The organism is Lactobacillus sp. ESL0700, from assembly GCF_029392095.1.
In the GTDB taxonomy this organism is placed as follows: Bacteria; Bacillota; Bacilli; order Lactobacillales; family Lactobacillaceae; genus Lactobacillus.
This window is the reverse complement of the sequence record NZ_CP113930.1, coordinates 1,020,254-1,042,738: the sequence shown is the minus strand read 5'-3', so window position 1 is coordinate 1,042,738 and position 22,485 is coordinate 1,020,254. Positions and strand designations below refer to the sequence as shown.

The following is a 22,485-nucleotide window of genomic DNA, read 5'->3' as shown; positions in this document are numbered from 1 at the left end:
AATAAAATTATTATGGATTATATTGAAGAAAGAAATAAAATTGTTGAATTTGGTAAAAAATTGGTTGATGAGCATTTAACAACAGGTACTGGTGGTAACTTGAGTATCTTTGTTCCTGAATCCAAGGTGATGCTAATTAGTCCGTCAGGCATTGACTATTATGAAACTAAACCAGAAGATGTTGTTGTGATGGATCTCGATGGCAACATTCTTGAAGGTGACCGTAAACCATCAAGTGAATTTGAAATGCACTCAATCTTTTATAAAAATAATCCTGAAATTAAATCTGTAATTCACTCGCATGCTGATTTTGCAACAGCAATGGCTTGCCTAAACAAAGATGTGCCACCAATTCATTATGTAGTAGCTGATTTATGCAAAACATTAAAGTGTACTAATTATAAGATCTATGGTTCTCATGATATTGCAGTAGAAGCTTACAAGACCATGGGAGAAGATCACGGTATTTTGCTTGCCAATCACGGTCTTTTAGCTATTGGTGGTTCAATTGAATCAGCAATGGGTAATGCCAGAAATATTGAATTTTTATGTAAACTGTATATTTATGCCAGCGCAGTGGGGACCCCTGTACCATTGAATGAGGAACAAATGAATGAAGTAGCTAAAAAATTTACGACATACGGACAACCTAAAAAATAAAAAAGAGGGGGTCAATACCCCTCTTTTTATTTCAAATATTTTAGATGGTGAAAATATGATTTTTAGTGAAAAATTAATTATAGATAACGTGTCTGTCCAAACTAAAGATGAACTTTTTAATTTAGCAGCTAAAAAATTATCTGAATTAAAAATGATAAATAACTCGTATCTGCCTGCTTTACAAAAAAGAGAAAAAAGTTTTCCTACAGGACTACAAACAAAAACTATTGGTGTTGCTATTCCACACTGTGACCCGATAAATGTCAAAAAGGATGGCATTCTCGTAGTTCGTTTGAATAAGCCTATTCCTTTTCAACAAATGGGATCTTCTGATACTAAAGTTGAAGTGAAAATAGTGTTCTTTATTTGCTCTACGGGAGCCCAACAACAATTACAGAATTTACGAGAATTAATCGCAATGTTCCAAGACGATAGCTTTTTAAAAGATGTATATCAATCGAAAAATTTGTTTGATGCACTATCTTTATGGAAAGGAAAAGAAAAATGAAAAAAACAATTAATTTATTAGCCGTTTGTGGTTCAGGAACTGTCAGTTCAACAATGGTAGCTGAAAAAGCTCAAGAATATATTGAATCTTTGGGTTTTAATGTTCAAGCCGAAGAGTTAAATCCGCAGCAGGCTTCTGAAAGAATCCCATCCGGTAATTATGATCTTGTCGTCTTTACATCACCAATCCCTGGAACATATAACATTCCGATTATCAATGCAACTGGATTGTTAACAGGTATTGGTGAAGAAGATGTGTTTGAAAAAATCAAAGAAGCCATTACTGAATAGTAATGTATATTTAAAACTTATCTTAAAAGGATAGGAGGCAAATAAATGCAAACATTAAAAACAATTATGGATACCTTTGGAGCAAATATCTTTGTGCCAATCGTAATTTTCCTAATTTGTATCTTCATGAAGATAAATGTTAAAAAAGCTATTAACTCAGCTATTCTTGCAGCTGTTGGTTTAATTGGCTTTGATATGATTACTAATTATTTCACACCAGTTATTTCTCCAGTTGTTGACAAAATGGTAAAGTTGGCACACCTAAACTTACCAGTATTAGATATTGGTTGGCAAGCTACAGCTGTAATTGCTTATTCTACTCAAATCGGAATGGTCTTTATTGCAGTCTTACTAATTTTTCAAGTGTTTTTATTTGCAATTAAGTGGACTAACGTTTTTATGCCAAGTGATTTATGGAATAATTACTCATTAATTTTATGGGGTTCTGAACTTTACTTTGTTACAAAAAATATGTGGTTAGCTAGCTTTTTAATGTTGTTTGGTAACATGGTATGTTTACTATATTCTGAAGTTATAGCTAATCGCTGGTCAACATACTATGGATATCCTCAATGTACTTTATCTGCACCTCACCAAGTTGGTAATGTACCATTTGCCTTAATTTTAAATGTAGTTTTATCAAAATTAGGTGCTGATAAGATTCAATTAAATCCTGAAAACATTCGTAAAAAGCTCGGATTTTTGGGTGATCCAATGATTATTGGTTTTATCGTTGGCTTTTTACTTGGTTTTATTGGTAACTTTACAACACTAACAGCAATTGCATCATGGGGACAAATTTTGACTACTGCAGTTACTACTTCAGCAGTTATGGCAATCTTCCCGAAGATAGGTAGTATTTTTGCAGCTTCATTTTCAAGTATTACATCTGCTTCCCAAAAATCAATGAAAAAGGGTGGTCGAGAATGGTATGTTGCTGTTAATGATGCATTAGGCTATGGTGAAAGTGCAACGTTAACTACTGGAATTTTAATGATTCCGTTCGCTTTGATTATGGCATTTATTTTACCAGGTAACATTATTGTTCCAGTAATGTGCTTAACGGGATTTGCATATGATTCAGAAATCAATATTGCTTTAGCAGATGGAAATATTTTTAAAGCATTAATTATGGATATCTGTATTTTTGCAGGTCAGCTGTACATCGGTTCTTATTTTGCACCTATGTTTACCAAAATTGCTAAACAAGTCGGTGTTAAAATTCCCGGTAATAGTTTGATGGTCATTGGTTTTGTAGCTGCGAATATTCTATTGGGATTAATTACAATCGCTTTTATGACTAAAAACCCATTAATTATTGGAATTGTAGTCATTTTGTATATTGTTCAGTTCATTTACTTTAAAAAGAATAAGAAGAAAGTTATCGATACAATTGAAAAGCATTCAGATTATTCAAATGTTCGTGTAGCGAAATCATGACAGATTAGACGCTTTTAAGTTAGTAAAGTGAATTATCCAGCATTATAATAATAATAGCTATTAAGGTATTAAGTTGAATTACTTAATACCTTTTTTAGTGTATTATATTATTTGTTGTTAAGTGATTTGTTTGTTAGTTAATATAATTTTGTTATATGCTATTTTAGAATTGGTAGATAAAATTTAGAAATTAATTTGGAGGATGTAGACAATTGAAATTTGAAAGACTAGAAAAAATTGAAGAGCTTTTAAATTTATCTGGTAGTGTGACAGTCAAACAGTTATCAGATGAACTTGGAGTTTCAAAAGAAACTATTCGCAAGGATTTAGATTACTTAGCTTCTAAACGTAAAATTGGAAGGGTACATGGTGGCGCATATTCTTTTTTAGCTAATAAATCTGTACCATTTAAAGCTAGAAATTCAATGTTAGCAAACATTAAAAATGATATTGCAACTAGTACAGCAAAGTTAATTACTAACCAAGGAAATATCAGTCTTTTCTTTGATTCAGCAAGTACTTCTTTGCGAGTTTTAAAAGTTTTAAGTGCAACTGGAAGAAAATTTACAGGTATTACTAATTCTGTTGAATGTTTAAACTTTGCTTTGACAAAACCGACATTAGATTTTTATACAGAAGGGGGAAAGTTAAATAAGGATAATTTAAGTTTTGAGGCTGAAAATGTAAGTGATTATGCAAAATACAGTGCTGATTACGCGATTCTCAGCCCAACTGGAATCGATATTAAATGTGGTATTACAGATAAAGATCCAATTGTAGCAAAAACAATGCAAGTATTTATTCAAAGAGCTAAGAAAGTATATTTGGTTGCAGATCATACTAAAATCGATTCAGTTAATACTTTTACAGTAGGTAATTTAGATCAGATCGATGGCATAATTACTGACAAAGTTAGTGACCCCAAAAATTGGAGTATAACTGCTAAAAAAAATGATTTTCTATTCAAAGAAACTAATAGTGATAAGCAAAAAAACAACTAAACAACAAAAGACCTTCAATAATTGAAGGTCTTTTTAAGTAAGTTAATTAGTTTTAATGGCTAGCTGCCATGTAATCATAAAGCTGATTAATTTCTTCAGGAGTGAATTCACCCTCGCCAGTTTTCATTGCATGAATTTTTTCAACTGATAGGTGGCTGGCAAAGGCTAAATCAGTATCTGTGACGTGATGTCTTACTTGATAATCAATAATTGCATCGGATAACTCTTCTATTTGATGATTCATAATTATTCTCCTTTACAATTTTATTTTAACGAAAAATTGCTTAAATTCAAAGAGAAAGAATATTAAAATCCCTGAATTTTGTTGAAGGGCCAGTAACGTAAGACAACTTTGCCAACTAAGGCATTACGTTTAACGGGACCAAAGATATGTGAGTCTTTGGAGATGTCACGGTGATCACCCATTACCCAATAGTAACCCTTTGGCACCTTATAAGTGAAGTTGGTTGTGTATGTTTGCCCAGCCGCATTATCAGCTTGCTTTAAGCTGTTATCCAAGTATGGTTCCTTGAATAACTTGCCGTTAATGTACATTTTGTCATTTTTAGAAACCAACTTATCGCCAGGTAAGCCAATAATCCGCTTGATGTAAAGTGCACCAGGAACATCGTTGGCTGCCTTAGGTGCCAATAAAACAACAACATCATTACGCTTAGGTTCAAAATGCCGAACAGAAATTAGGCGGTCATTATTTTCAAAAGTTGGCTGCATCGAAGGTCCTGATACACTATCATTTGAAAGAGCGTAGGTAAAGACAAGCCAAAAGATACCTAAGATGACGACCATCATCACTACAACGTCAAGGATAAATTTTCCTAAACTTTCTTCTTCATTTTGTTTATTTGCTTTTTTTGCCATAAAACTTCTCCTTTATTTGTTATCTTTTATTATAACTGAAATCTGTCCGTTTGAATGGTAAAATCAGTATAGGGATTGAATATGACAAATTTTTTAGATAAAGTTAACCAATTAAATGGTCAAATTAAACATCAAGCAGTAAATAAACAGGTTGCAGAAGTTAACCAAATTATTAACCAGCTGGATCAACAACAAATTTTAACATCGGCGCCGGCAAGATTAGGCTTGTTACCAGATGAAGTAGAAGAAATTTTGGAGCAAGTTGGACAGGGGCAGACTGCGAATATCAAGGTATTAAATCAGCTGCTTAACAGCTTGCGGCAATACTTATCAATTAGGTATGGCATTTGGTCTTTGCCCAATTTAACAACGGCGCGGCTAATTAAGGAGCAGTTACATGTAAACACTGCATTAGAAATCATGGCTGGTAACGCATACTGGTCAAGGGCATTGGACACGGGACAAATCAGGACAATCGCGACTGATTCATTAGAATGGTCCAAGACTTCCGCAACTGGCAGTCAACCGGCAGTTAATGTCGTAGATTTAGATGCAGTTCAAGCAATTAAGCGCTTTGCCCAAGTTGATTTGATTATTTGCTCATGGGCGCCCAACTTTACCGAGAGTGATTTATTGGCAGTTGCCGCATGGAAAAAGTATAATCCTAAGAGTCGCCTGCTATTTATTGGCGAAAAAAATGGGGCAACAAATTCGCCTGCCTTTTGGCAAACAATGAAATTGCACCATTCGGCACAACTACGGCTAATTAACCAGTCGTTTCGTAGTTACGATTTTATTAATGAACAAATATTTGAGATAGAACATGAAATTTAAAAAATTAGGCTTAATTATTGTTTTTTTCTTAGCGCTTTTAGGCATCGGCAGCATGTTGTCTAACGTGCAGTCACACGAAGCCGATCAGCTGCTGGAAGCCTATGGCTTGAGTAACAATACCCGCTATATTGAGATTAATACCGAGCAAAAGGTTAATACCTTTTTGCGCTATTTAACCCAAAATTACCCCAAGAACAAAATTCAAGTTCATCTTGAACGGCAGGGGACAACCCACCAAACACTTATTTGGGCTAATCACACAATTATTAGCTTACCTACGGAATCTGGCCGCTACTTTTCGGCTGATGATTTTAAAGGGCAAGTTTCTTTTGCGGTTCTGGGACTGAACGCTAAAGTTAAGACGTTAAAAACGCAGGGCAATCAATATGTTGTCTTGCATCATAAATATTATTCCGTAATTGGAACTCTAAAGCACTACCGACAAATGAAGCAGGATGGCTATTATTTGTCAACTGGACCTAAACAGCCAACGGGTGAATTTAAACTGGAAAATTACCAAATTATTATGGATGCTTCAGACAAGGTTATTCGTAAAGTCGCAGCGCATTATGGTGGCAGAGTAAGGACACCATTATTTGTTAAGAAACACCAGATTCACCGTTTTTCAGTTATTCGGGAGATTTTACTGATGATTATGTTTGGCATAATTGCGATCATTTGTAACCTATTGCTCGCCTTAATTGATTGGCAAACAGTTAAACGGACTAACTTAACTGGCAATTTGTTACGCAATTGGTTTATCAATCGTGGTATCAGGCTAATTTTAACTGAATTGTTAGTTACAGTAGGTGCCTACCTCTTTTTATGCTGGCGCGCATTTTATTCTAAGCCTGACCATCTGATGTGGCTGTTGGCACTTAGCTGGTTTCTCATTATTTGGGGCTATATTTTCGGCATTTTTTACTTATCACGAAAGGAGCGGCATCGTGCTTAACTTGCCCGCAGAATTTACAAATAAATATCAGAAATTACTTGGTCAGGAGCAGGCAGCCATTATGTTTAAAGCAATGGCTGAGCCGAGTAAAAAAGCATTTCGCCTTAATCCGCTAAAGTTTAATCAGCAAGTTTCCTATAATTGTGAGCAGCCTGTACCAGAGATTAATGCAGCTTATTATGGTCAGGTTGCAGGTAATGATCCAGAATGGGTTAGCGGCACGGTTTATTCGCAGGACCCATCGGCGATGTTTCCGGCTACTTTAATGAAAATTAACCCTGGCGACAAGGTTCTTGACCTTTGTGCAGCTCCGGGTGGTAAAAGTACAGCTCTAGGTGAGCAACTTGCTGGTTCGGGGTTATTAGTAGCTAACGAAATTTCAGCTACAAGGGCTAAAATTTTGCGAGAAAATATTGAACGTTGGGGCATTACCAATTGCTTAATTACCAGTGAGGATCCAGCAAATTTAGCACCGCAATTCCCGCAATTTTTTGATAAAATTTTGGTGGATGCACCATGCAGCGGCGAAGGCATGTTTCGTAAAAATCCAGATGCAGTTAATTATTGGTCACAAGATTACGTCCTAGTTTGTCAAAAGCGCCAACAAGAAATCCTAACGCAGGCTGTCAAGATGCTTAAACCCGGCGGGGAATTAGTTTATTCAACTTGTACCTATGCCCCAGAAGAAGATGAGCAGATTGTTAGCTGGCTAATTAACGAATTTGGCTTTTCTGTAATAGCGTCAGGTTTGTACTCTGCTAAAATTAGTCACGGCCGGCCTGAATGGGCTGATAATAATCCAGCTTTAAAGGGGACCTTGCGCTTTTGGCCACAGGACGACTTAGGCGAAGGGCAATTTGCGGCGAAGTTAAAATTGCCTGGTAATAGCGAGCAAAAACAGACTAAAGACAAGAAACATAAAAAAACTCGCGCTAAGATGCTGTTAACTAAGGAGCAGACCGAATTAGTAACTGCAGTTTTAGATAAATTCAATTTACCGCAGCCGCTAGCCAACTGGCGTCAAGAAATTCGCGTGAGTCATGACCACGTCTTTCTTCCCGCGATTAAAGCAGCTAACTTGCACCTGAAGGTAATTAATAATGGTCTAGAATTAGGTGTTTTAAAGAAAAACCGCTTCGAACCGGGGCATCAACTAGCAATGGCATTAAGCCAAGTTCAACAGGACCGAGTAGTTGAATTAAATCGTGATGATTACGCCGCTTATTTACATGGTGAAACGGTCCGGGTAAAGACTGACTTGCGCGGTTTTGTCTTAGTCAGTGCTCGCCAGCTAATTTTTAGTTTTGGCAAAGTTACCGGCAATGGGGTACTCAAGAACTTCTACCCGAAAGGTTTACGAACTCTTAAGAAAGGTTAATTAGGTAAAATGATTAAGTTAATTGCAACAGATATGGATGGTACTTGGCTGACCGATGCTAAGACCTATGATGTTGACCTGTTTTTGCGTGAATTTAAAATTATGCAGGAACGTGACATTAAATTTGTCGTTTCTAGTGGTAATCAGTACGAAAATTTGATAACGAGATTTCCAGAAGTCGCCGATCAGATTTATTTTGTTGCTGAAAATGGGGCATTGGTTGCCAAAGGTAGGCAGGTAATTCACACCGATAGCCTTTCTGACAATGATTTAGCGACAATCGTGCAAATTACACGGCAATATGACGAAAAGGCAGTTGCTTCCGGACTACTAAGTGCCTATGTGCTGGATAGCGATAGTCCGGAATACATTGAGGAATTGCGCAAGTATTACTACAAAATTACGCCGGTGGCTGACTTTGCAAACTTAAACGATCAGATATTCAAGATAACTTTTGACGTCGCTGAGACTAAAATGCCGCAAATGCTAGCTGAACTTAAACGGAATTATCCTAATTTAGGTTTTGTTTCTGGCTCTGCAGGCTCGATTGATATGTCAACTAAAGGGATGAATAAAGCCATCGGCTTGCAGTATCTGAGCAAGAAGCTCGGAATTAATCCCCGCGAAATGGTTGCCTTTGGTGACAGTGGCAATGATGTTGGGATGCTTAAGTATGTTGGCCGCGGCTATGCAACTGGCACGGCGCTGCCAAGTGCGAAGAATGCAGCGGACCGAATTATCGGTTCCAGTAATGATAGTGCTGTCCAAAAGGAAATATGGCGCTTATTAAATTAAAAAACTAGAGAAGGAATTAAAAATAGTGAATGATTTTATCCAAAAAATGACACAACACGTTTCCGTACGAGAATTTGTCGATGAGCCGCTACCAATTGCAACTAAAGAAGAGCTGCTAAAAGCTGCTAATAGTGCTTCATCGTCAAATTTTGTTCAGGCATTCTCAATCATTGAAATCACGGACACCCAGAAGCGTCAGCAATTAGGAGAAATTGCCAACTGTCCAGAATATGTCGTTCACAGTAGTGCCTTTTATGTCTTTGTCGCTGATTTATACCGGCAAAAATGCCTTTTAGAACAAGCAAATCAGTCATTAGCTGGCATTAAAAACATGGAGGCACTGTTAGTTAGCGTCATTGATGCCACTATTGCAGCCCAAAGTATGGCCATCGCTGCTGAGGAACTTGACTTGGGTATTTGCTATATTGGCGGCATTCGTAACGACTTGAAACAAGTTAGTGAAATTTTGGCATTGCCAGAGTTCACCGTACCAGTTTTTGGCATGACAATCGGTATTCCAACCAAGAAGAATGGACCTAAGCCGCGGATGGCATTAGATCAAAAGGTCGCACAGAATAGCTATAACATAGCTAAGTTCACTGATTTAACAGCTTATCAGCAACAGACTGCTGCTTATTATGCTAGTCGTAACAGTAACCAACAACAAACTGACTGGCTACAAAAAAATATTGACTTTTTTAGTGAAGCAAGACGTCCTGATGTGGGTGCTTTTTTGCAAAAGCAAGGTTTTGTATTGAAGTAGAAGAATAAAACTTGTTATATTTAATGTCATAATTTAAATTATGTAAAATCAATTTATCAAAGGACTAGTTTCCGATATTTTATCGGGAGCTGGTCCTTTTAAATTTGCATTAGTTATGGAGAAAACTGGCTTTAACTAATTATTGCTCATAATTAAACATAATTAGTTAAAAATATCATCCTACAAAACCGCTTTTTCATAACTATACAGTGTTTACCATACATCTTTAAGACATTACATTAAGCAAAAAATAAATTATATCTTTCACAAAATAGTATTATTTTGGCGCGTTTAGGCATAAAATGTCGGTAAAAGATACTTTTTGCTCAAATGAAAGGGTATACAATACTGATGAGATCGGAGAAAGCATAATGACCGAGCAAACTTCTAGCGAATTACAAAATTTTTTGAAAAATCTTGGGTACCCGTTTGATTCTATCTCAGGGTTACTTGACTCAAGTGTCATTGATCGTTATTTAAATTCTAAATGGGAAAAGAGCTCACATGCCTTTGCCATTTTAGATAAAGAAGCTAACGACCAGCAATTACTTGCATGTAGTGATGTTAGCAAGTTTTATCCGTTTATTCCTCCGTTCTTTGCTGCTTTGTCTAGTTCAAATGGCCTGCAGGCAATCAAGCGTTTAGCTGCTTATGAAAAACTGGTTGGTCCAATTGTAATGGGAATTTTTGCGGAAGGTAAAAATCTACGGATTCATATCAGTTATTTGGACGACTATCGTAAATATTCTAGATTTAGTTTACTAGTTGACCAAATTTCTGTAATTAGCCTACTTCGAACAGGGACAAATTCACAAATTATTCCCGTTTCAATTGGCAGTAGATTTAAATATGGTCCAATAATTACCGAATATCTAGGAATAACACCGCAAAAAAGTCGCGACAATTACTTAGTGTTTAAGTTAAGTGATCTTAAGCGTTCATTTTCGACAGAAAATGATGTTGTCTGGAGTTTTATGGAGCCGGGCTTGAAAAAATATCTTAAAAAGCTAAATGCTGATCCTCCTTTTGTGGCAGTTGTTCAAAATACTTTATTCAAGTTAATTGCCGGCGGCAATTTTCAACTAAAAGACGTAGCTGAAGCTATCAAAATTTCACCGCGAACCTTGCAGAGATGGCTTGCACGTGAAGGAACCAGTTTTAAAGAACAAGTAACTATTGTTCAAAAAATATTGGCACTCAATTTACTGCAAGATTTAACTTTAACTACTACTGAAGTTAGTTTCTTAGTTGGCTTTAGCAATGTGACTTCGTTTTATAAGGCATTTAAACGCTGGACGGGCAAGACAGTCTTAACATATCGTCATCAAATTATTTTAGAGAAAAGCATGAGTAATGATCCAAATTAACATAAAGGAGAAACAACGATGTTCTTAAAAGATAAAGATTCTTGGAATGCTATTTATGATGTTATTGTCGTTGGCTTTGGTGGTGCCGGAGCAACTGCAGCTAGGTTCGCTGCAGATAATGGCGCTAAAGTACTGCTAATTGATAGTGCACCAGAAGGTCACGAAGGTGGTAACACACGCTATTGCGGTCAGATTGTCCAAGCAGGTTATGACTTTGCCAAATTGAAGAAATATTATGAACAAATGACGGCCCCACTTGACTTAGATGAAAAAGTACTGAATACATTTGTTCAGGGCATGGTTGATTTACCAACTTACTTTGAAAAATATTTAGGTGGCAAGGCCTTCAGTGTCAGAAAAAATCCCGGCAACAAGAATGTCGCCTTACTGGCATACATGATTGCAGAATATCCAGAGTTTGAAGGGGCAGAAACGAATGATGATCTGCTTATTCATGACCAAATTTTTGATAGTGCATTGTGGAAACGATTACGGCAAAATGTCCTTGATCGCAGCAGCCAAATTGATGTTCTGTATGAAGCACCAGCTAAGCATTTAATTCAAGACGAAGATAAAACAATTATTGGTGTCCAGTTTGAGCAGAACGGCAAATTATATAATGCCAAAGCAAATAATGGTGTTGTGTTGACCTTGGGCGGCTTTGAGAATAATGAACAAATGATTCAGGACTACCTTGGCGAAACTAAATTGTTGCCATACGGAACTTTGTACAACAATGGTGACGGTATTAAGATGGCAATTGAAGTTGGTGCTGACCTTTGGCACATGAACAATTATGAACCAGGTGGCCCAGTCAATATTGCTGCTCCTAAAGGTCAAAGAGCGCACAGCACGATGGCTTGGAAATCACTTTTTGGTGGTTCATTAATTACTGTTGGCGATGATGGTACGCGTTATATTGCTGAAGACGATCCTACAAGACATGGTCATCGCTATAATCATGGTATTTGGCGGATTCCGCTTGCTCAAGTTCATCCCCACATGATTTTTGACCAAAAGAAATATGACGAATTCATGAATCAGGATAATGATAATTTCCAAAAAGAGAGTTTAGCTAAAGTTGTTAAATCAAATACTCTCGCTGACTTAGCTAAGGAAATAGATGTCGATCCAGCCGTATTAAAGAACACAATCGCAACCTATAATTTCTTCGTTGATCAAGGCGCTGACTACCAATGCGGCAGAAAGCCAGAATCGATGGCGAAAATTTCTTTAACGGGACCATTTTATTCACTTGCTCAGCAACATACGATGTTAAACACTCAAGGCGGCCCACGCAGAAATGAAAAGGCAGAAGTATTAGATACTGACCACCAAGTTCTGCCGCACTTATATGCCGCAGGAGAATTAGGCCACATTGGCGCTAACCAATACAACGGTGGTGGCGATATTGCCGACTGCCTGATTTTCGGTAAAATTGCCGGTGAGAATGCCGCTAAAATAAAGGAACCAGTTGTAATTAGTGGTGCCAGTAAGAGTGAGCCTATTGCTAATGATGATTTCCCAGCATCTGCTTTGAATGAAACTAATTATGAGACCAAGCCAAACCAATACATTGGTAAATCAACTAGTGGCATGGGTAATGAAATCATTGTTCGCGTAACGGTTAATGATAAAAAGCAGCCAACACAGATTGAAATTCTTAAGGAAAGTGAATCACCTGATTATGGTGGTAAGGCATTAAAGCAACTACAGGTAAAGATGATTAAAGAAAAAACCGCTGATGTTGATGCCGTTTCCGGTGCTTCTGCCACAAGCAAGGCATTCAAAGAAGCTGTTTCTGCAGCGTTAAAACAAGTTAAACAATAGAGGAGGTAATTATGGCTAATTTAAAAGATGGTACTTATCAAGGTACAGGTTCGGGAAATCGCGGCGAAGTTAAAGTTTCTGTCACTGTTAAAAACGGTGCGATTGCAGCCGTCAATGTGGATCAACAAGAAGAAACAGCAGGTATTAGCAGTGCGGCTTTGAAGAAAGCTCCAGAACTAATTATTGAACATCAATCATACAATATCGATGCAGTTACCGGTGCGACAATTACATTTACAGCTGTTGAAAAAGCAGTTAGGGATGCTTTATCTAAAGCAGGCGATAGCAGCGCATTTGCCAAGAAGGTAGACTTAAGAACGACAACTAAAACTGATGATACGCAAGATTACCGCTACCTTGATCCTGCCACATTAAACTTTGAAGATGAGGCTGATGTTTTGATTATTGGTGCCGGTGCCGCTGGCTTATCAGCCGCAATTTCTGCTAGACAAAAGGGTGCGTCTGTTCTTTGTCTAGAATACACATCAAGTTATATGTTATCTGATATGACCTTGTCAGGTGGCTATTATAATGCCGGTGGTGGTACAAGTTTGCAGAAACAGCAAGGCATTGAAGATACTAAAGAAAATTGGGACAATTATCTAAAAGCAGTTGGTCAGGGCTATGAAGATGATGGCATGCGTGAAGCTATTGTCGAACATGGTGCAGAGGATTATGAATGGCTAGCCAGTGACGTTGGCGTTAACTTTGAAGAAGTCCAAGAAATCGGTAATGAACAAGCTATGAAAGCTTATGCTAAGCCAGCTGCTAGGTCTCATTTAACCGTTGAAAAGAGTGGCTATGGTCTATCTAAGCCTTTATTTGAAAAGGCCGAAGCAGTCGGCAGTAAGTTCATTTTTAACATTACTGCAGAAAATCTAATTACAGATAAAAATAATTGTGTAATTGGTGTTCACACAAATAAAGGTAATTTTAAGGGCAAAAGTATTATTGTAGCAACTGCTGGTTTCTCACGTAATAAGGAACTACTCAAGAGTTTTGCACCTGACTTTGCCGTTGGTGAGTCTTACGGTTCAATTAGACAAATGGGCGATGGTATTACTATGGGTGCTGAAATTGGTGCCAAATTGCGTGATATGTGGATGCCAATTGCTAATTCAATCGGCACACAATCAGGTGATAATGTTTGTATTGGGCCTTTGTGTACTGCTTGGACTAAGCCTTATATTTGGGTTGGTACTGATGCTAAACGTCATTTTAGAGAAGACATGTATTTTGAATTTGCTTCAAAGAAAATTGCAAGTTTAGATCAAGGTTATGTTTGGCTATTGTTTGATGAAGGTATGGCCAATGAAATGCCTGCAGCCTTTTCAGCACCTGCACCATCGCCACATTTAAAGCGCGAGGTTGAAGACGGCTACTTTAAGAAGGCCGATACGATTGAAGACTTAGCTGGACAGATAGGACTAGACCCGCAGACCTTAAAGCAAACAATTACCAAGTGGAATCAGGACGTCATAAAAGGCTCTGATTCAGAATTTGGTCGGACAAAAGACCTCACTGCCTTTAAGGCACCTTATTATGCTGCTAAACTTGCGCCATCAACTCCTGATATGGCAGGCGGGTTAGCAATTAATCCTAAAGCAGAGGTTTTGGATAATTTAAATAAACCAATTCAAAATCTCTACGCTGCTGGTAGTACAACTGGCGGCTGGCGCGGGATGACTTATCCTGGCTGCGGGATGGGTATTACCAATGCTGTTGTCTTTGGTAGGATAGCTGGTACACAAGCTGCTGAAAATGCCAGTGAAGACACTACTTCGGGAGCTTCAAATAATTAATAATTAAAAAAGAGTCGATTGTTTTTTTGATACATCGGCTCTTTTGTCGTAATTGAATCTTAAATATAAAAATGCTACAATACGGCTGTAAAGAAAAAGAAGTCCTGGAACTAACAGGACTTCTCAACATGAGTTTCCGCATTAAAAGCGGTGACTTAGCAATGGTTAATATAATAACTGCTGGGTTGGTCAAACTAGAGCGGTTATTATTTTGCCTTAAATTTATTCCAGGCAGCTTTTAGTTCGTTCAAGGCTTTGATTAACTTGGTAATTAAAGTAATTAACAAACTTAATTGCTTAACTACTATTATCAATACCAAGATAATCGCTGCAATGTTTGAACCAAAAGCAAAAAAGGACTATGCGATTTACCGCATAGTCCTTTTTTTGTTGTCATAATTTTAATTATGTAAAGTTTTAACTTAACTGCGTGATTAAATCATGCAAGGGAAGGTCAAAATACTGTTTAATACTTGCTAAGTTAGTCAAATCCTTTTGACCAAAGATGGCTAATAAACCAGCTAATTCATGCTGCCAATTTTGAATTGTCCGCAATAAATATTCGGGAGTATTTTGCTCCATAGTTTGCAAAAAGACGTTAGAAATACCAACATATTGTCCACCTAGGCATAAACCCTTGAAGACATCCAGAGGATTGCGAACACCACCAGAAACGATTAGTTTAACTTGTTCTTTTTGAGCCATCATTGCTGCAATAACTGTTGGCAAGCCCAAAGTTTCTAGATAAGAAAGGTCACTTTGGTTGCGTGCGTTTTCAATTTGCGCGAAATTCGTGCCACCACTACCAGCAACATCGAACCACTTAAAGCCTTCATTTTTTAGTAGCTGAATAGCTGACTGGTCAAGGCCAAAGCCAACTTCCTTAATGATTATTGGAACAGTGATTTCTTGCCGTAAACTTCTAAGATTATCTAGCCAGCGAAAATCACGTTCACCTTCAGGCATCGCAATTTCTTGAACCGTATTTAGGTGTACCTGTAATGCATCAGCCTGTAATTCGCTGACAATTTTTTGGGCATCTTTAGGTGCCGTTTTTGCATTAATATTAGCGATAATAATCCCATCAGGATTAGCTTCACGAGCCACTAAAAAGCTATCTAATTGTACATGTTCTTTAACTAAAATACTGGCTGAACCAAGAGCAAGAGCAATCTTAGTTTGGTTAGCAATTTTGCCCAGCTCTTTGTTAATCAATAATGACTTAGGCGAGCCACCAGTCATCGCGTTAATGAAGAAGGGCGCATTAACCGCTTTACCAAACATTGTTGTTTTAATTGCCTCTAAATCAACTCGAGTTTCTGGCAGTGCCGGCCGTAATAAATGCATTTGGTCAAAGCTGTTGGCTTTTTCGGGTTCAAAAAAAGTTTGGGCTAAAGTTAAATGTTCTTCTTTACGTTTAGATCTGATTGACATTTTTTCTCCTATTGGGCAAATTTAACCTGATGAACGTGGAAGTTGAGGGGCTGAATGCCATTTTCCTGCCACTGACTTTCTAATGCAGCCACATCAGTTGTTTCATCTGCAATTACAATGCCGCAGTCGCCGTTGCCAGCACCAGAAGTCTTAGCGGCACCGCCGAAATCTTCGGCAATGTTAATTAACTTGGAAAGCCGCGGAATTTCAATTGCAATTTGATTAATTTGAGCAAAATGCTGCAGCAGGCTACGATTAACGCGGATTTGCTTTTTAATTAAGGCAATATTATTTTGTTCAAAACCAGTAATCATCTTTAATACACATTCGCGTGATGCTTGCAAAAATTCACGATATTCACCATTTAAGGCAGCACGATTCGCATTAGTTTCATCAACTAGTCGTGAAGTTGATGCTGGTTTGTGGCTCCAGCCAATCATTAGACGCATCCCTTCCGGCGGCGTCAACAATTGAATCTTCAACCCTGGCCATGCTTCATTTACAATGCTTGATAAAGTCTTGCTAGCCAGTTCGTTAGTCAACCATGCCTTATCAAAGGTTTGGTAGGCCAGCCAACCACCGTAAACACTCGCGGCAATATCACCGGCAGAGCCATTACCCTGAACGGAGTAGTGCGAAATTGCGGATAATTTATAAACTAATTCATTGCTAAAAGGTACATTATAAAAGCGTAAAATTGCTTTAACTGTTGCCACGGTAACCGCCGCACTGGAACCCAGGCCGTATTTTTTGCCATCAGCTGAATCTAAGTCAGAATTAACGTGCAGGTCGTAAACCTTCATTTTAATATTCTGTTCAATACAGTAACGTTCTGTATAAGAAATTGCGGCTAAAATATATTCAAACGGATTGTCACGGTTATCAATTACCATTTTGGCGCCTTTACGCACCCAATGAATTGAGTCCTGTGAATACTGCTTGGAGTGGATTAGGCCCGTTGTTGACTTGCTTTTAGTAATTGAAACCCGAATAAACTGGTTAACTGCGACTAAGATTGCAGGACAATCTTGTTCTAAAACAGCATATTCACCAGCAATATATAATTTTCCGGGTGCTTGTTCTGTGATCAATTAATTTAATCTCCTAATCAATTAAATTACGCTAATTAGTCCAGGCATGAGATACCTGGACCAAAACTTGCATTTACTATCTTAGCATTCTTGAACACAGACACAAATGAATTGGTCACATCTTTTACATTTCTTAACTGGCAGAGAACTTTAACGTTGGGGCCGGCATCGATTGTGTAGTAACATTCAATCCCGCGCGCGCGCAATTGGGTAACTAACTTAATAGCTTCAACAGTGTCCGGCTCAAAATAAGTAAAGCCAGGCTGCGCTGTTAAATTAATTGCGTGCATCTCGCTGGCATTAAGTTCGGCCAGTTGACCCAAACGAGTAAAATCATTTTCTTGAATGGCAGACATCATTTGCGCCATTTCTTGCTCATTACGCGCCAGCCACGGCTTAAAAAAGGGCGAAGATTGTGCTTGTTTCATCCCACCAGTTGATGACAATTTTTTAGGCTGCTGATTTAATTCAATTGCCAAAAGGTGTAAGTCCATTTGCGGATTTTCGTCTAAAGCGTAGGCATAAGAGGTCGCATCATCCACGCCTTTTTGCCAAATAGCAAAACCGCCATAGATTGATCGGCTGGCAGAACCTGAACCAAGCCGAGCTAGGCGCGACAAGTGCCGCCGATTAATGTCTAACTCGTAGTACGCGCAAAAAGCCCCAGCCAATGCCGCAAAAGCAGAACTTGATGAGGCTAGGCCTGCGGCTGTTGGTACGTGATTAATCGAATAAACGGACAATGAACCCGTCACGTTAAAATGCTGTTGCAATTTTTCAAGATAAGCAAAAACCCGCTGGGCACTTTTCCCAGTTTGTTCAATATTATTAAGGAAAAAATGATTTCCCGTTGTACTCGCTGTAATTCTAGTATCCGTATAAAACTGATCCAGAGTCATTGACAGACTCGACATTAACGGCAGTCGCAGCTGGTCGTCTGCCTTACCCCAGTATTTAATCAACGCAATGTTTGTATGTGCTCGAACTGTCTTCGCCATTAAATTTCCTCAATCCATGAACCAGTGATTAACGTTTGACTGCTGGTCGCTATTTTTTCCGCTGTTTTCCTGTTAGGGCATAGAGCAATCACAATGCCGCCCAGACCGCTGCCAGATAATTTAAAGCCTAAAGCCCCATTAGCTAAGGCAAGTTTCTCTAGCTGGTCAATTTTAGTGGTGGCTAACCCAAACGCCTGCAGAATTGCTTGCGCCTGACTAAAAATATGACCAACCTGAATTTGATCTTGGTTAAGCCATGCCGCTTTAGTTGCAGTAGCTAACTGTCCTAGTTGGGCAATCATTTGCTTTTTAGCAGGATCGGCAATCATTTGCGTGTGAACCTGGTTAACTGCTTCTTTTGTGCTACCAAGTTCTCCAGTATCCATGATTAGCAAGGTGGCTCCCAGTTTTGCATTGAGCGTTTTAGGTCCCATTTTTTGGTTAAAAAAGACTAAATTAGCAGAATTAACAGTTGCCGCATCAAGACCGGAGGCCTTACCGTGATTAATCATTTCGGCATGGTTGGTAATCGCCATGATTTCTTTCTCCGTCAGGTTTAGCGCAAAATACTCGTTCATTGCCTTAGTTGTGGCCAGAGCAACGGTTGCACTGGAACCGAAACCACGTTCCGTTGGAATTTCACCGGTATAAGTGATTTTAAGTGGCGCATTACTATCTGCCTTAGTAAGCATTGTCTTGACCACATATTTTAACCCGTCATATTCATCTGGCGCAGTAAAAAAGGGCCCGTGATAGCGAGCAGTATCCATCCACATGGTTGAGCTCGGTTCAACACTAGCTTTAATCTGCAAGGACATAATCGGCATGGCAAGGGCATCGTAACCATAAACAACTGCGTGCTCACCAATCAGGATAACTTTGCCATGTGCTAAATAACTACATTTCATTTTATTTAAGATCCTTAATGTTAGTAAAAAATTGCGGCTCCTATGCTAAAATATTAGCTAAGGAGAAGTGAACAAATGATCAAGATTCTAGTCGGTCGCCAAACAGATCCCTTGCAAGAAAAAATTCTGCAACTAGCAATTGAAAATTATCAAAACCAGCCAGAACATGAAACTTTTATCATTGTACCTAATCATATTAAGTTTACCACAGAAATTAGGGCAATAAATAAGCTTGCGCTGAGTCAAAAGCAAGTTGAGCAATCAGTGAAAAATCTGCAGGTTTTGTCGTTTTCACGACTAGCCTGGTACTTTTTAAAAGACGCTGAAGAAGGACTGCCGACGCAATTAGATGATGCGGCTGCGGCCATGCTGCTGGCAAAAATTATTGAAAACCAGCGTGATCAGCTGCATTTATTTAAGAACGTTACTGTTAATTCTGGCTTAGTCAAGCAGCTCTATGACACCATTTTGCAGGTGCGGGCGGGTAACTTAGACCTCGACGAACTTGATGACAGTAATTTAGATTTAGAAACGAAAAACAAAATTGCGGACTTGCGCGTTATTTATGATGCCTTTATCACAGAAATTACGGATAAGTTTTCAACCAAGAATGAAGTGCAGCTGCAGTTAAACGAATTATTAGCTAGCAAAAAAGACTTGGGCAAGACGGATTTTTATTTCAGCGATTTTTCTCACTTTTCGCTGCAAGAAAGTCTGACTATTAAGCTGCTCATGATGCATGCTGGCAATGTTACCTTGGCCTTTAAGACAAAGCTGGGCCAAATTGATTCTGATGCCGAGGCTGGCGATTACGACTATGTTATTCAAAAAACAATTGGCCAATTAACGCATTATCTTGATGATCATAACTTAAATTATCAGGTTATTGGAACGCCAATTGCACCTAAGCAATCAAATCGTGAGTTACTAAATGAGTTTTGGACGGGAACAACTGCCGTACCTGAGAAAATAAATCAGGTCCAGTTAGTGCGTGCCGATTCGCGTTACGCTGAAGCTTACTTTGTCGCCCGCACAATTTACCAGCAAGTAGCTCTGAGTAATTATCGCTACCGTGATTTTTTGGTATTAGCACCCAATTTGCATGAATATGAAACCTACTTGACGCCAATTTTGCGGCAAAATCAGATTCCCTTTTTTAATGATCTGCAACAGGAGATGAAGTACCATCCCTTGGTAGTGCTGATTGAGAATATTGCTCAGCTACTTACTAGACCCCTGCAAACCAGCAACTTGCTAGCGATTTTAAAAACGCGACTGTTAATTCCGGATTGGTATCAAGAAGAGGCCGCCTATATTCACGATGTTGACGAGCTTGAAAACTTTGTCCTAGCACACGGAATTAACCATAATTTGTGGCGCCGCGATTTTACCAATTATGTGGCTGCGGAAGTCATTAGATTAGATAAAATTCCTAATGAAGTTGCTAACATCAGCAAGCTTAAGGATTATTTTGTCAAGCGAATTTCAGACTTACTTACTGAAATGAAAAAAGAGACTGATAGTCAACGCGCTGTTACCATTTTCTTTAACTTTTTAACCCAAAATGGGGTTCCTAAACGTTTGGAAAAATGGCGTGAAGATGCTCAAGAGCAGGGCGAATTGCAACAGGCGCAGCAGCCCGAACAGGTCTGGGACTTATTAATCAATTTGCTTCACGATTATCTATTAATTAATCCCGATAAATTCGACATTGACAGCTTTTTTTACGTGTTAACCAATGGCTTCAAAGAAGCAACGTTTTCGCAAATTCCGTCTACTCTTGATGCGGTCAACCTGTCTGAAATGGGGATGATTCAGACCAGCGGCTACAAGCAGGTCTTCATTATTGGGGCAACCAGCAACAATCTGCCCGCAATTCAAAACACCCCGGGCTTTTTAAGTACGGAAAACTTAGACAAGTTGAGTCAAGCGTTTGGTGAGGACTCTTACTTAGAGGACCGCCAGCAACTGAGCAATTTAGATCAGAATTACCAGTTTGGCGTGTCGCTTGCGCTGGCCCAAGATAAGGTTTACCTGTCTTATCCCGTCTTAAACGCTGCAAATGAGGAGCTTGAGCCCTCAATTTATTATGAACGACTGAAAAATGCTGGTGCGCCCGAATTTAGTCAGCACAACTTGCCGGATAAATTACAGGATTTGCTGTCATTTTTAACTAATCCTGAAGCCAGCCTCGGTTATTTAACTTATTTGAATCAAAATAAGCCGCAGACTCAGGTTCAGCAATTATTAACCCTGACGCAAAAGTATTTACCACAAAAAACGGCAATGGTTCTTGAAGCCAGTCAATTTGATAATCGGCCGGAAGATATTGGTCCAGAATTAGCCCAAAAATTATACGGTGAAAACCTCAATTCTTCGGTTTCGCAGTTAGAAACTTTTTACGAAAATTCCTACGAATATTTCTTAAATTATGGTTTGCGGCTAAGAAAACGGTTTGAAAATGAGCTTGATGTGATCCAAGCTGGTAATTACTTTCATGAGACCTTTGATCGGTTAGTTAAGGAATTAAACCAGCAAAAGCTCGACTTAGCAGAAATCGATCAGGCAACCTTACAGAGACTGCTCGAATTGGCGCGGGCAAAAATGCAGGATGAGACTAAATACCAGCAGTTAATGAATGACCCGTTTAACAAGTACCTATTTAGGTGTTTAGACCAAACGACAACTAAAGTCGCCAATAATTGGCACCGTTCTTTGCAAAAAACACCACTGCGGGCCAAATATTCAGAATTAAGTTTTGGCCTAGGCGAAAAAGTCAAAGGTCTGAACTTTGCGATTCCTAATTTAGCAGGTGAACACTACGTTAACTTACGCGGCAAGATGGATCGGGTAGATCTTGCGCAAATTTCTGATCAGCGGGAGTTTTTGGCGCAAGTAATTGACTATAAGTCATCAGCGAAAAAGTTCAATCTCGGCTTATTTTATAACGGCATCTCTTTGCAGATGGTGTCTTATCTTGATGTGTTAGCGCAAAATCAGGACTTCTTTGTTGGTAATCATCCGTTGTCCTTATTAGGGGCTTTTTATCAAACAGTTACCAGACAAATTGAGCGCCTGAATGGTAAAGACTTGATTGGCACTGATTTAATGCTGAAGCAGCCATCCCTTGATGGTAAAACGCGGCTAAAGTACACGGGACTGATTAATAATGACCCTGATTTACTATTAAAGGCTGAGCCACTACTTGAAGAAAAGGGTCAAGCTTCAGAACTTTATACTGGCGTTAAGTCTAAGGCTAAAGGCGGCTTTAGCTTTAGTAATAAAAATGATTTTACCGAAGATGAAATCGACTTGCTTTTAAAGTATGACGAAGATTTAATTAAGGCGGCTTCCAGCCAAATTCTGTCGGGGCAAGTTAAGCTCAATCCTTATCAGTATGGCAAGGGCCAAAATGCCTTGACCTATTCCGATTATCGCGACGTCTTCTTTTTTGACGCTATGCTCAAGGAAAACAAATACCATCAAATCAGTAATTTAAGTAAAAAAGAACTGCTTAATAAAATCAAAGAAAAATTAGGAGAGAGTGACTAG

At 38.6% G+C, this 22,485-nt stretch carries 20 protein-coding genes; 14 read left to right on the top strand and 6 right to left on the bottom strand.

From position 1 onward, the window contains the following. The first annotated feature begins 12 nt into the window (after positions 1-12). From OZX63_RS04935 to OZX63_RS04915, 5 genes are all read left to right on the top strand, one after another. Positions 13-660, top strand: coding sequence for an L-fuculose-phosphate aldolase (locus tag OZX63_RS04935; RefSeq protein WP_277142004.1), 648 nt, complete (start codon positions 13-15; stop codon positions 658-660). A 55-nt stretch (positions 661-715) separates the two neighbouring features. Next, complete coding sequence (locus OZX63_RS04930; protein WP_277142002.1) at positions 716-1,168, top strand: PTS sugar transporter subunit IIA; 453 nt, start codon at positions 716-718, stop codon at positions 1,166-1,168. Further along, positions 1,165-1,458 carry a PTS sugar transporter subunit IIB gene (locus OZX63_RS04925; RefSeq protein ID WP_277142000.1) on the top strand — a complete coding sequence of 98 codons (294 nt, stop codon included), beginning with the start codon at positions 1,165-1,167 and terminating at the stop codon, positions 1,456-1,458. Before OZX63_RS04930 ends, OZX63_RS04925 begins: the two co-directional genes overlap by 4 nt. A gap of 45 nt (positions 1,459-1,503) precedes the next feature. Further along, positions 1,504-2,898 carry a PTS transporter subunit IIC gene (locus tag OZX63_RS04920; protein ID WP_277141998.1) on the top strand — a complete coding sequence of 465 codons (1,395 nt, stop codon included), beginning with the start codon at positions 1,504-1,506 and terminating at the stop codon, positions 2,896-2,898. A gap of 212 nt (positions 2,899-3,110) precedes the next feature. Next, positions 3,111-3,899: a DeoR/GlpR family DNA-binding transcription regulator gene (locus OZX63_RS04915; protein WP_277141996.1), complete on the top strand. Its 789-nt coding sequence runs from the start codon at positions 3,111-3,113 to the stop codon at positions 3,897-3,899. A 52-nt stretch (positions 3,900-3,951) separates the two neighbouring features. Here the strand turns inward: OZX63_RS04915 and OZX63_RS04910 are convergent, their stop codons facing one another. Together OZX63_RS04910 and lepB are read right to left on the bottom strand one after the other, a co-directional pair. Then, a complete protein-coding gene (locus OZX63_RS04910) occupies positions 3,952-4,143 on the bottom strand; it encodes an LBP_cg2779 family protein (RefSeq protein ID WP_277141994.1) in 192 nt (63 codons plus the stop codon). Between the two features lie 62 nt (positions 4,144-4,205). Beyond that, positions 4,206-4,778 carry a signal peptidase I gene (gene lepB / locus OZX63_RS04905; protein ID WP_277141992.1) on the bottom strand — a complete coding sequence of 191 codons (573 nt, stop codon included), beginning with the start codon at positions 4,776-4,778 and terminating at the stop codon, positions 4,206-4,208. A gap of 81 nt (positions 4,779-4,859) precedes the next feature. Here lepB and OZX63_RS04900 point away from each other — a divergent pair, with 81 nt between their 5' ends. From OZX63_RS04900 to OZX63_RS04865, 8 genes are all read left to right on the top strand, one after another. Beyond that, complete coding sequence (locus OZX63_RS04900) at positions 4,860-5,612, top strand: SAM-dependent methyltransferase (RefSeq protein ID WP_277141990.1); 753 nt, start codon at positions 4,860-4,862, stop codon at positions 5,610-5,612. Then, complete coding sequence (locus OZX63_RS04895; RefSeq protein WP_277141988.1) at positions 5,602-6,567, top strand: hypothetical protein; 966 nt, start codon at positions 5,602-5,604, stop codon at positions 6,565-6,567. The genes OZX63_RS04900 and OZX63_RS04895 overlap by 11 nt, the downstream gene beginning before the upstream one ends. After that, positions 6,560-7,945: an RsmB/NOP family class I SAM-dependent RNA methyltransferase gene (locus OZX63_RS04890; RefSeq protein ID WP_277141986.1), complete on the top strand. Its 1,386-nt coding sequence runs from the start codon at positions 6,560-6,562 to the stop codon at positions 7,943-7,945. Before OZX63_RS04895 ends, OZX63_RS04890 begins: the two co-directional genes overlap by 8 nt. Before the next feature lie 9 nt (positions 7,946-7,954). After that, positions 7,955-8,740, top strand: coding sequence for an HAD family hydrolase (locus OZX63_RS04885; RefSeq protein ID WP_277141985.1), 786 nt, complete (start codon positions 7,955-7,957; stop codon positions 8,738-8,740). Positions 8,741-8,765: 25 nt separating this feature from the next. Beyond that, on the top strand, positions 8,766-9,503 hold the full coding sequence (locus tag OZX63_RS04880; protein WP_277141983.1) for an NADPH-dependent oxidoreductase: 738 nt from the start codon (positions 8,766-8,768) through the stop codon (positions 9,501-9,503). 371 nt (positions 9,504-9,874) lie between these two features. Next, complete coding sequence (locus tag OZX63_RS04875; protein WP_277141980.1) at positions 9,875-10,870, top strand: helix-turn-helix transcriptional regulator; 996 nt, start codon at positions 9,875-9,877, stop codon at positions 10,868-10,870. Between the two features lie 18 nt (positions 10,871-10,888). Further along, on the top strand, positions 10,889-12,700 hold the full coding sequence (locus tag OZX63_RS04870) for an FAD-binding protein (RefSeq protein ID WP_277141978.1): 1,812 nt from the start codon (positions 10,889-10,891) through the stop codon (positions 12,698-12,700). Between the two features lie 11 nt (positions 12,701-12,711). Beyond that, a complete protein-coding gene (locus tag OZX63_RS04865; RefSeq protein ID WP_277141976.1) occupies positions 12,712-14,502 on the top strand; it encodes an FAD-dependent oxidoreductase in 1,791 nt (596 codons plus the stop codon). A gap of 417 nt (positions 14,503-14,919) precedes the next feature. Here OZX63_RS04865 and fni read toward each other — a convergent pair whose 3' ends face one another. Genes fni through mvk form a run of 4 tightly spaced genes read right to left on the bottom strand, consistent with a single transcriptional unit; the run spans position 14,920 to position 18,933 of the window. Beyond that, positions 14,920-15,936 (bottom strand): type 2 isopentenyl-diphosphate Delta-isomerase, encoded by a 1,017-nt coding sequence (gene fni, locus OZX63_RS04860; RefSeq protein WP_277141974.1) that lies wholly within the window; start codon positions 15,934-15,936, stop codon positions 14,920-14,922. A gap of 8 nt (positions 15,937-15,944) precedes the next feature. Next, positions 15,945-17,027 (bottom strand): phosphomevalonate kinase, encoded by a 1,083-nt coding sequence (locus tag OZX63_RS04855; RefSeq protein WP_277141972.1) that lies wholly within the window; start codon positions 17,025-17,027, stop codon positions 15,945-15,947. Between the two features lie 35 nt (positions 17,028-17,062). Then, a complete protein-coding gene (gene mvaD / locus OZX63_RS04850; protein ID WP_277141969.1) occupies positions 17,063-18,025 on the bottom strand; it encodes a diphosphomevalonate decarboxylase in 963 nt (320 codons plus the stop codon). Beyond that, a complete protein-coding gene (mvk, locus tag OZX63_RS04845; RefSeq protein ID WP_277141967.1) occupies positions 18,025-18,933 on the bottom strand; it encodes a mevalonate kinase in 909 nt (302 codons plus the stop codon). The genes mvaD and mvk overlap by 1 nt, the downstream gene beginning before the upstream one ends. Positions 18,934-19,008: 75 nt before the next feature. On the opposite strand from mvk, the gene OZX63_RS04840 reads away from it, so the two are divergent. Continuing rightward, on the top strand, positions 19,009-22,485 hold the full coding sequence (locus tag OZX63_RS04840; protein ID WP_277141965.1) for a PD-(D/E)XK nuclease family protein: 3,477 nt from the start codon (positions 19,009-19,011) through the stop codon (positions 22,483-22,485).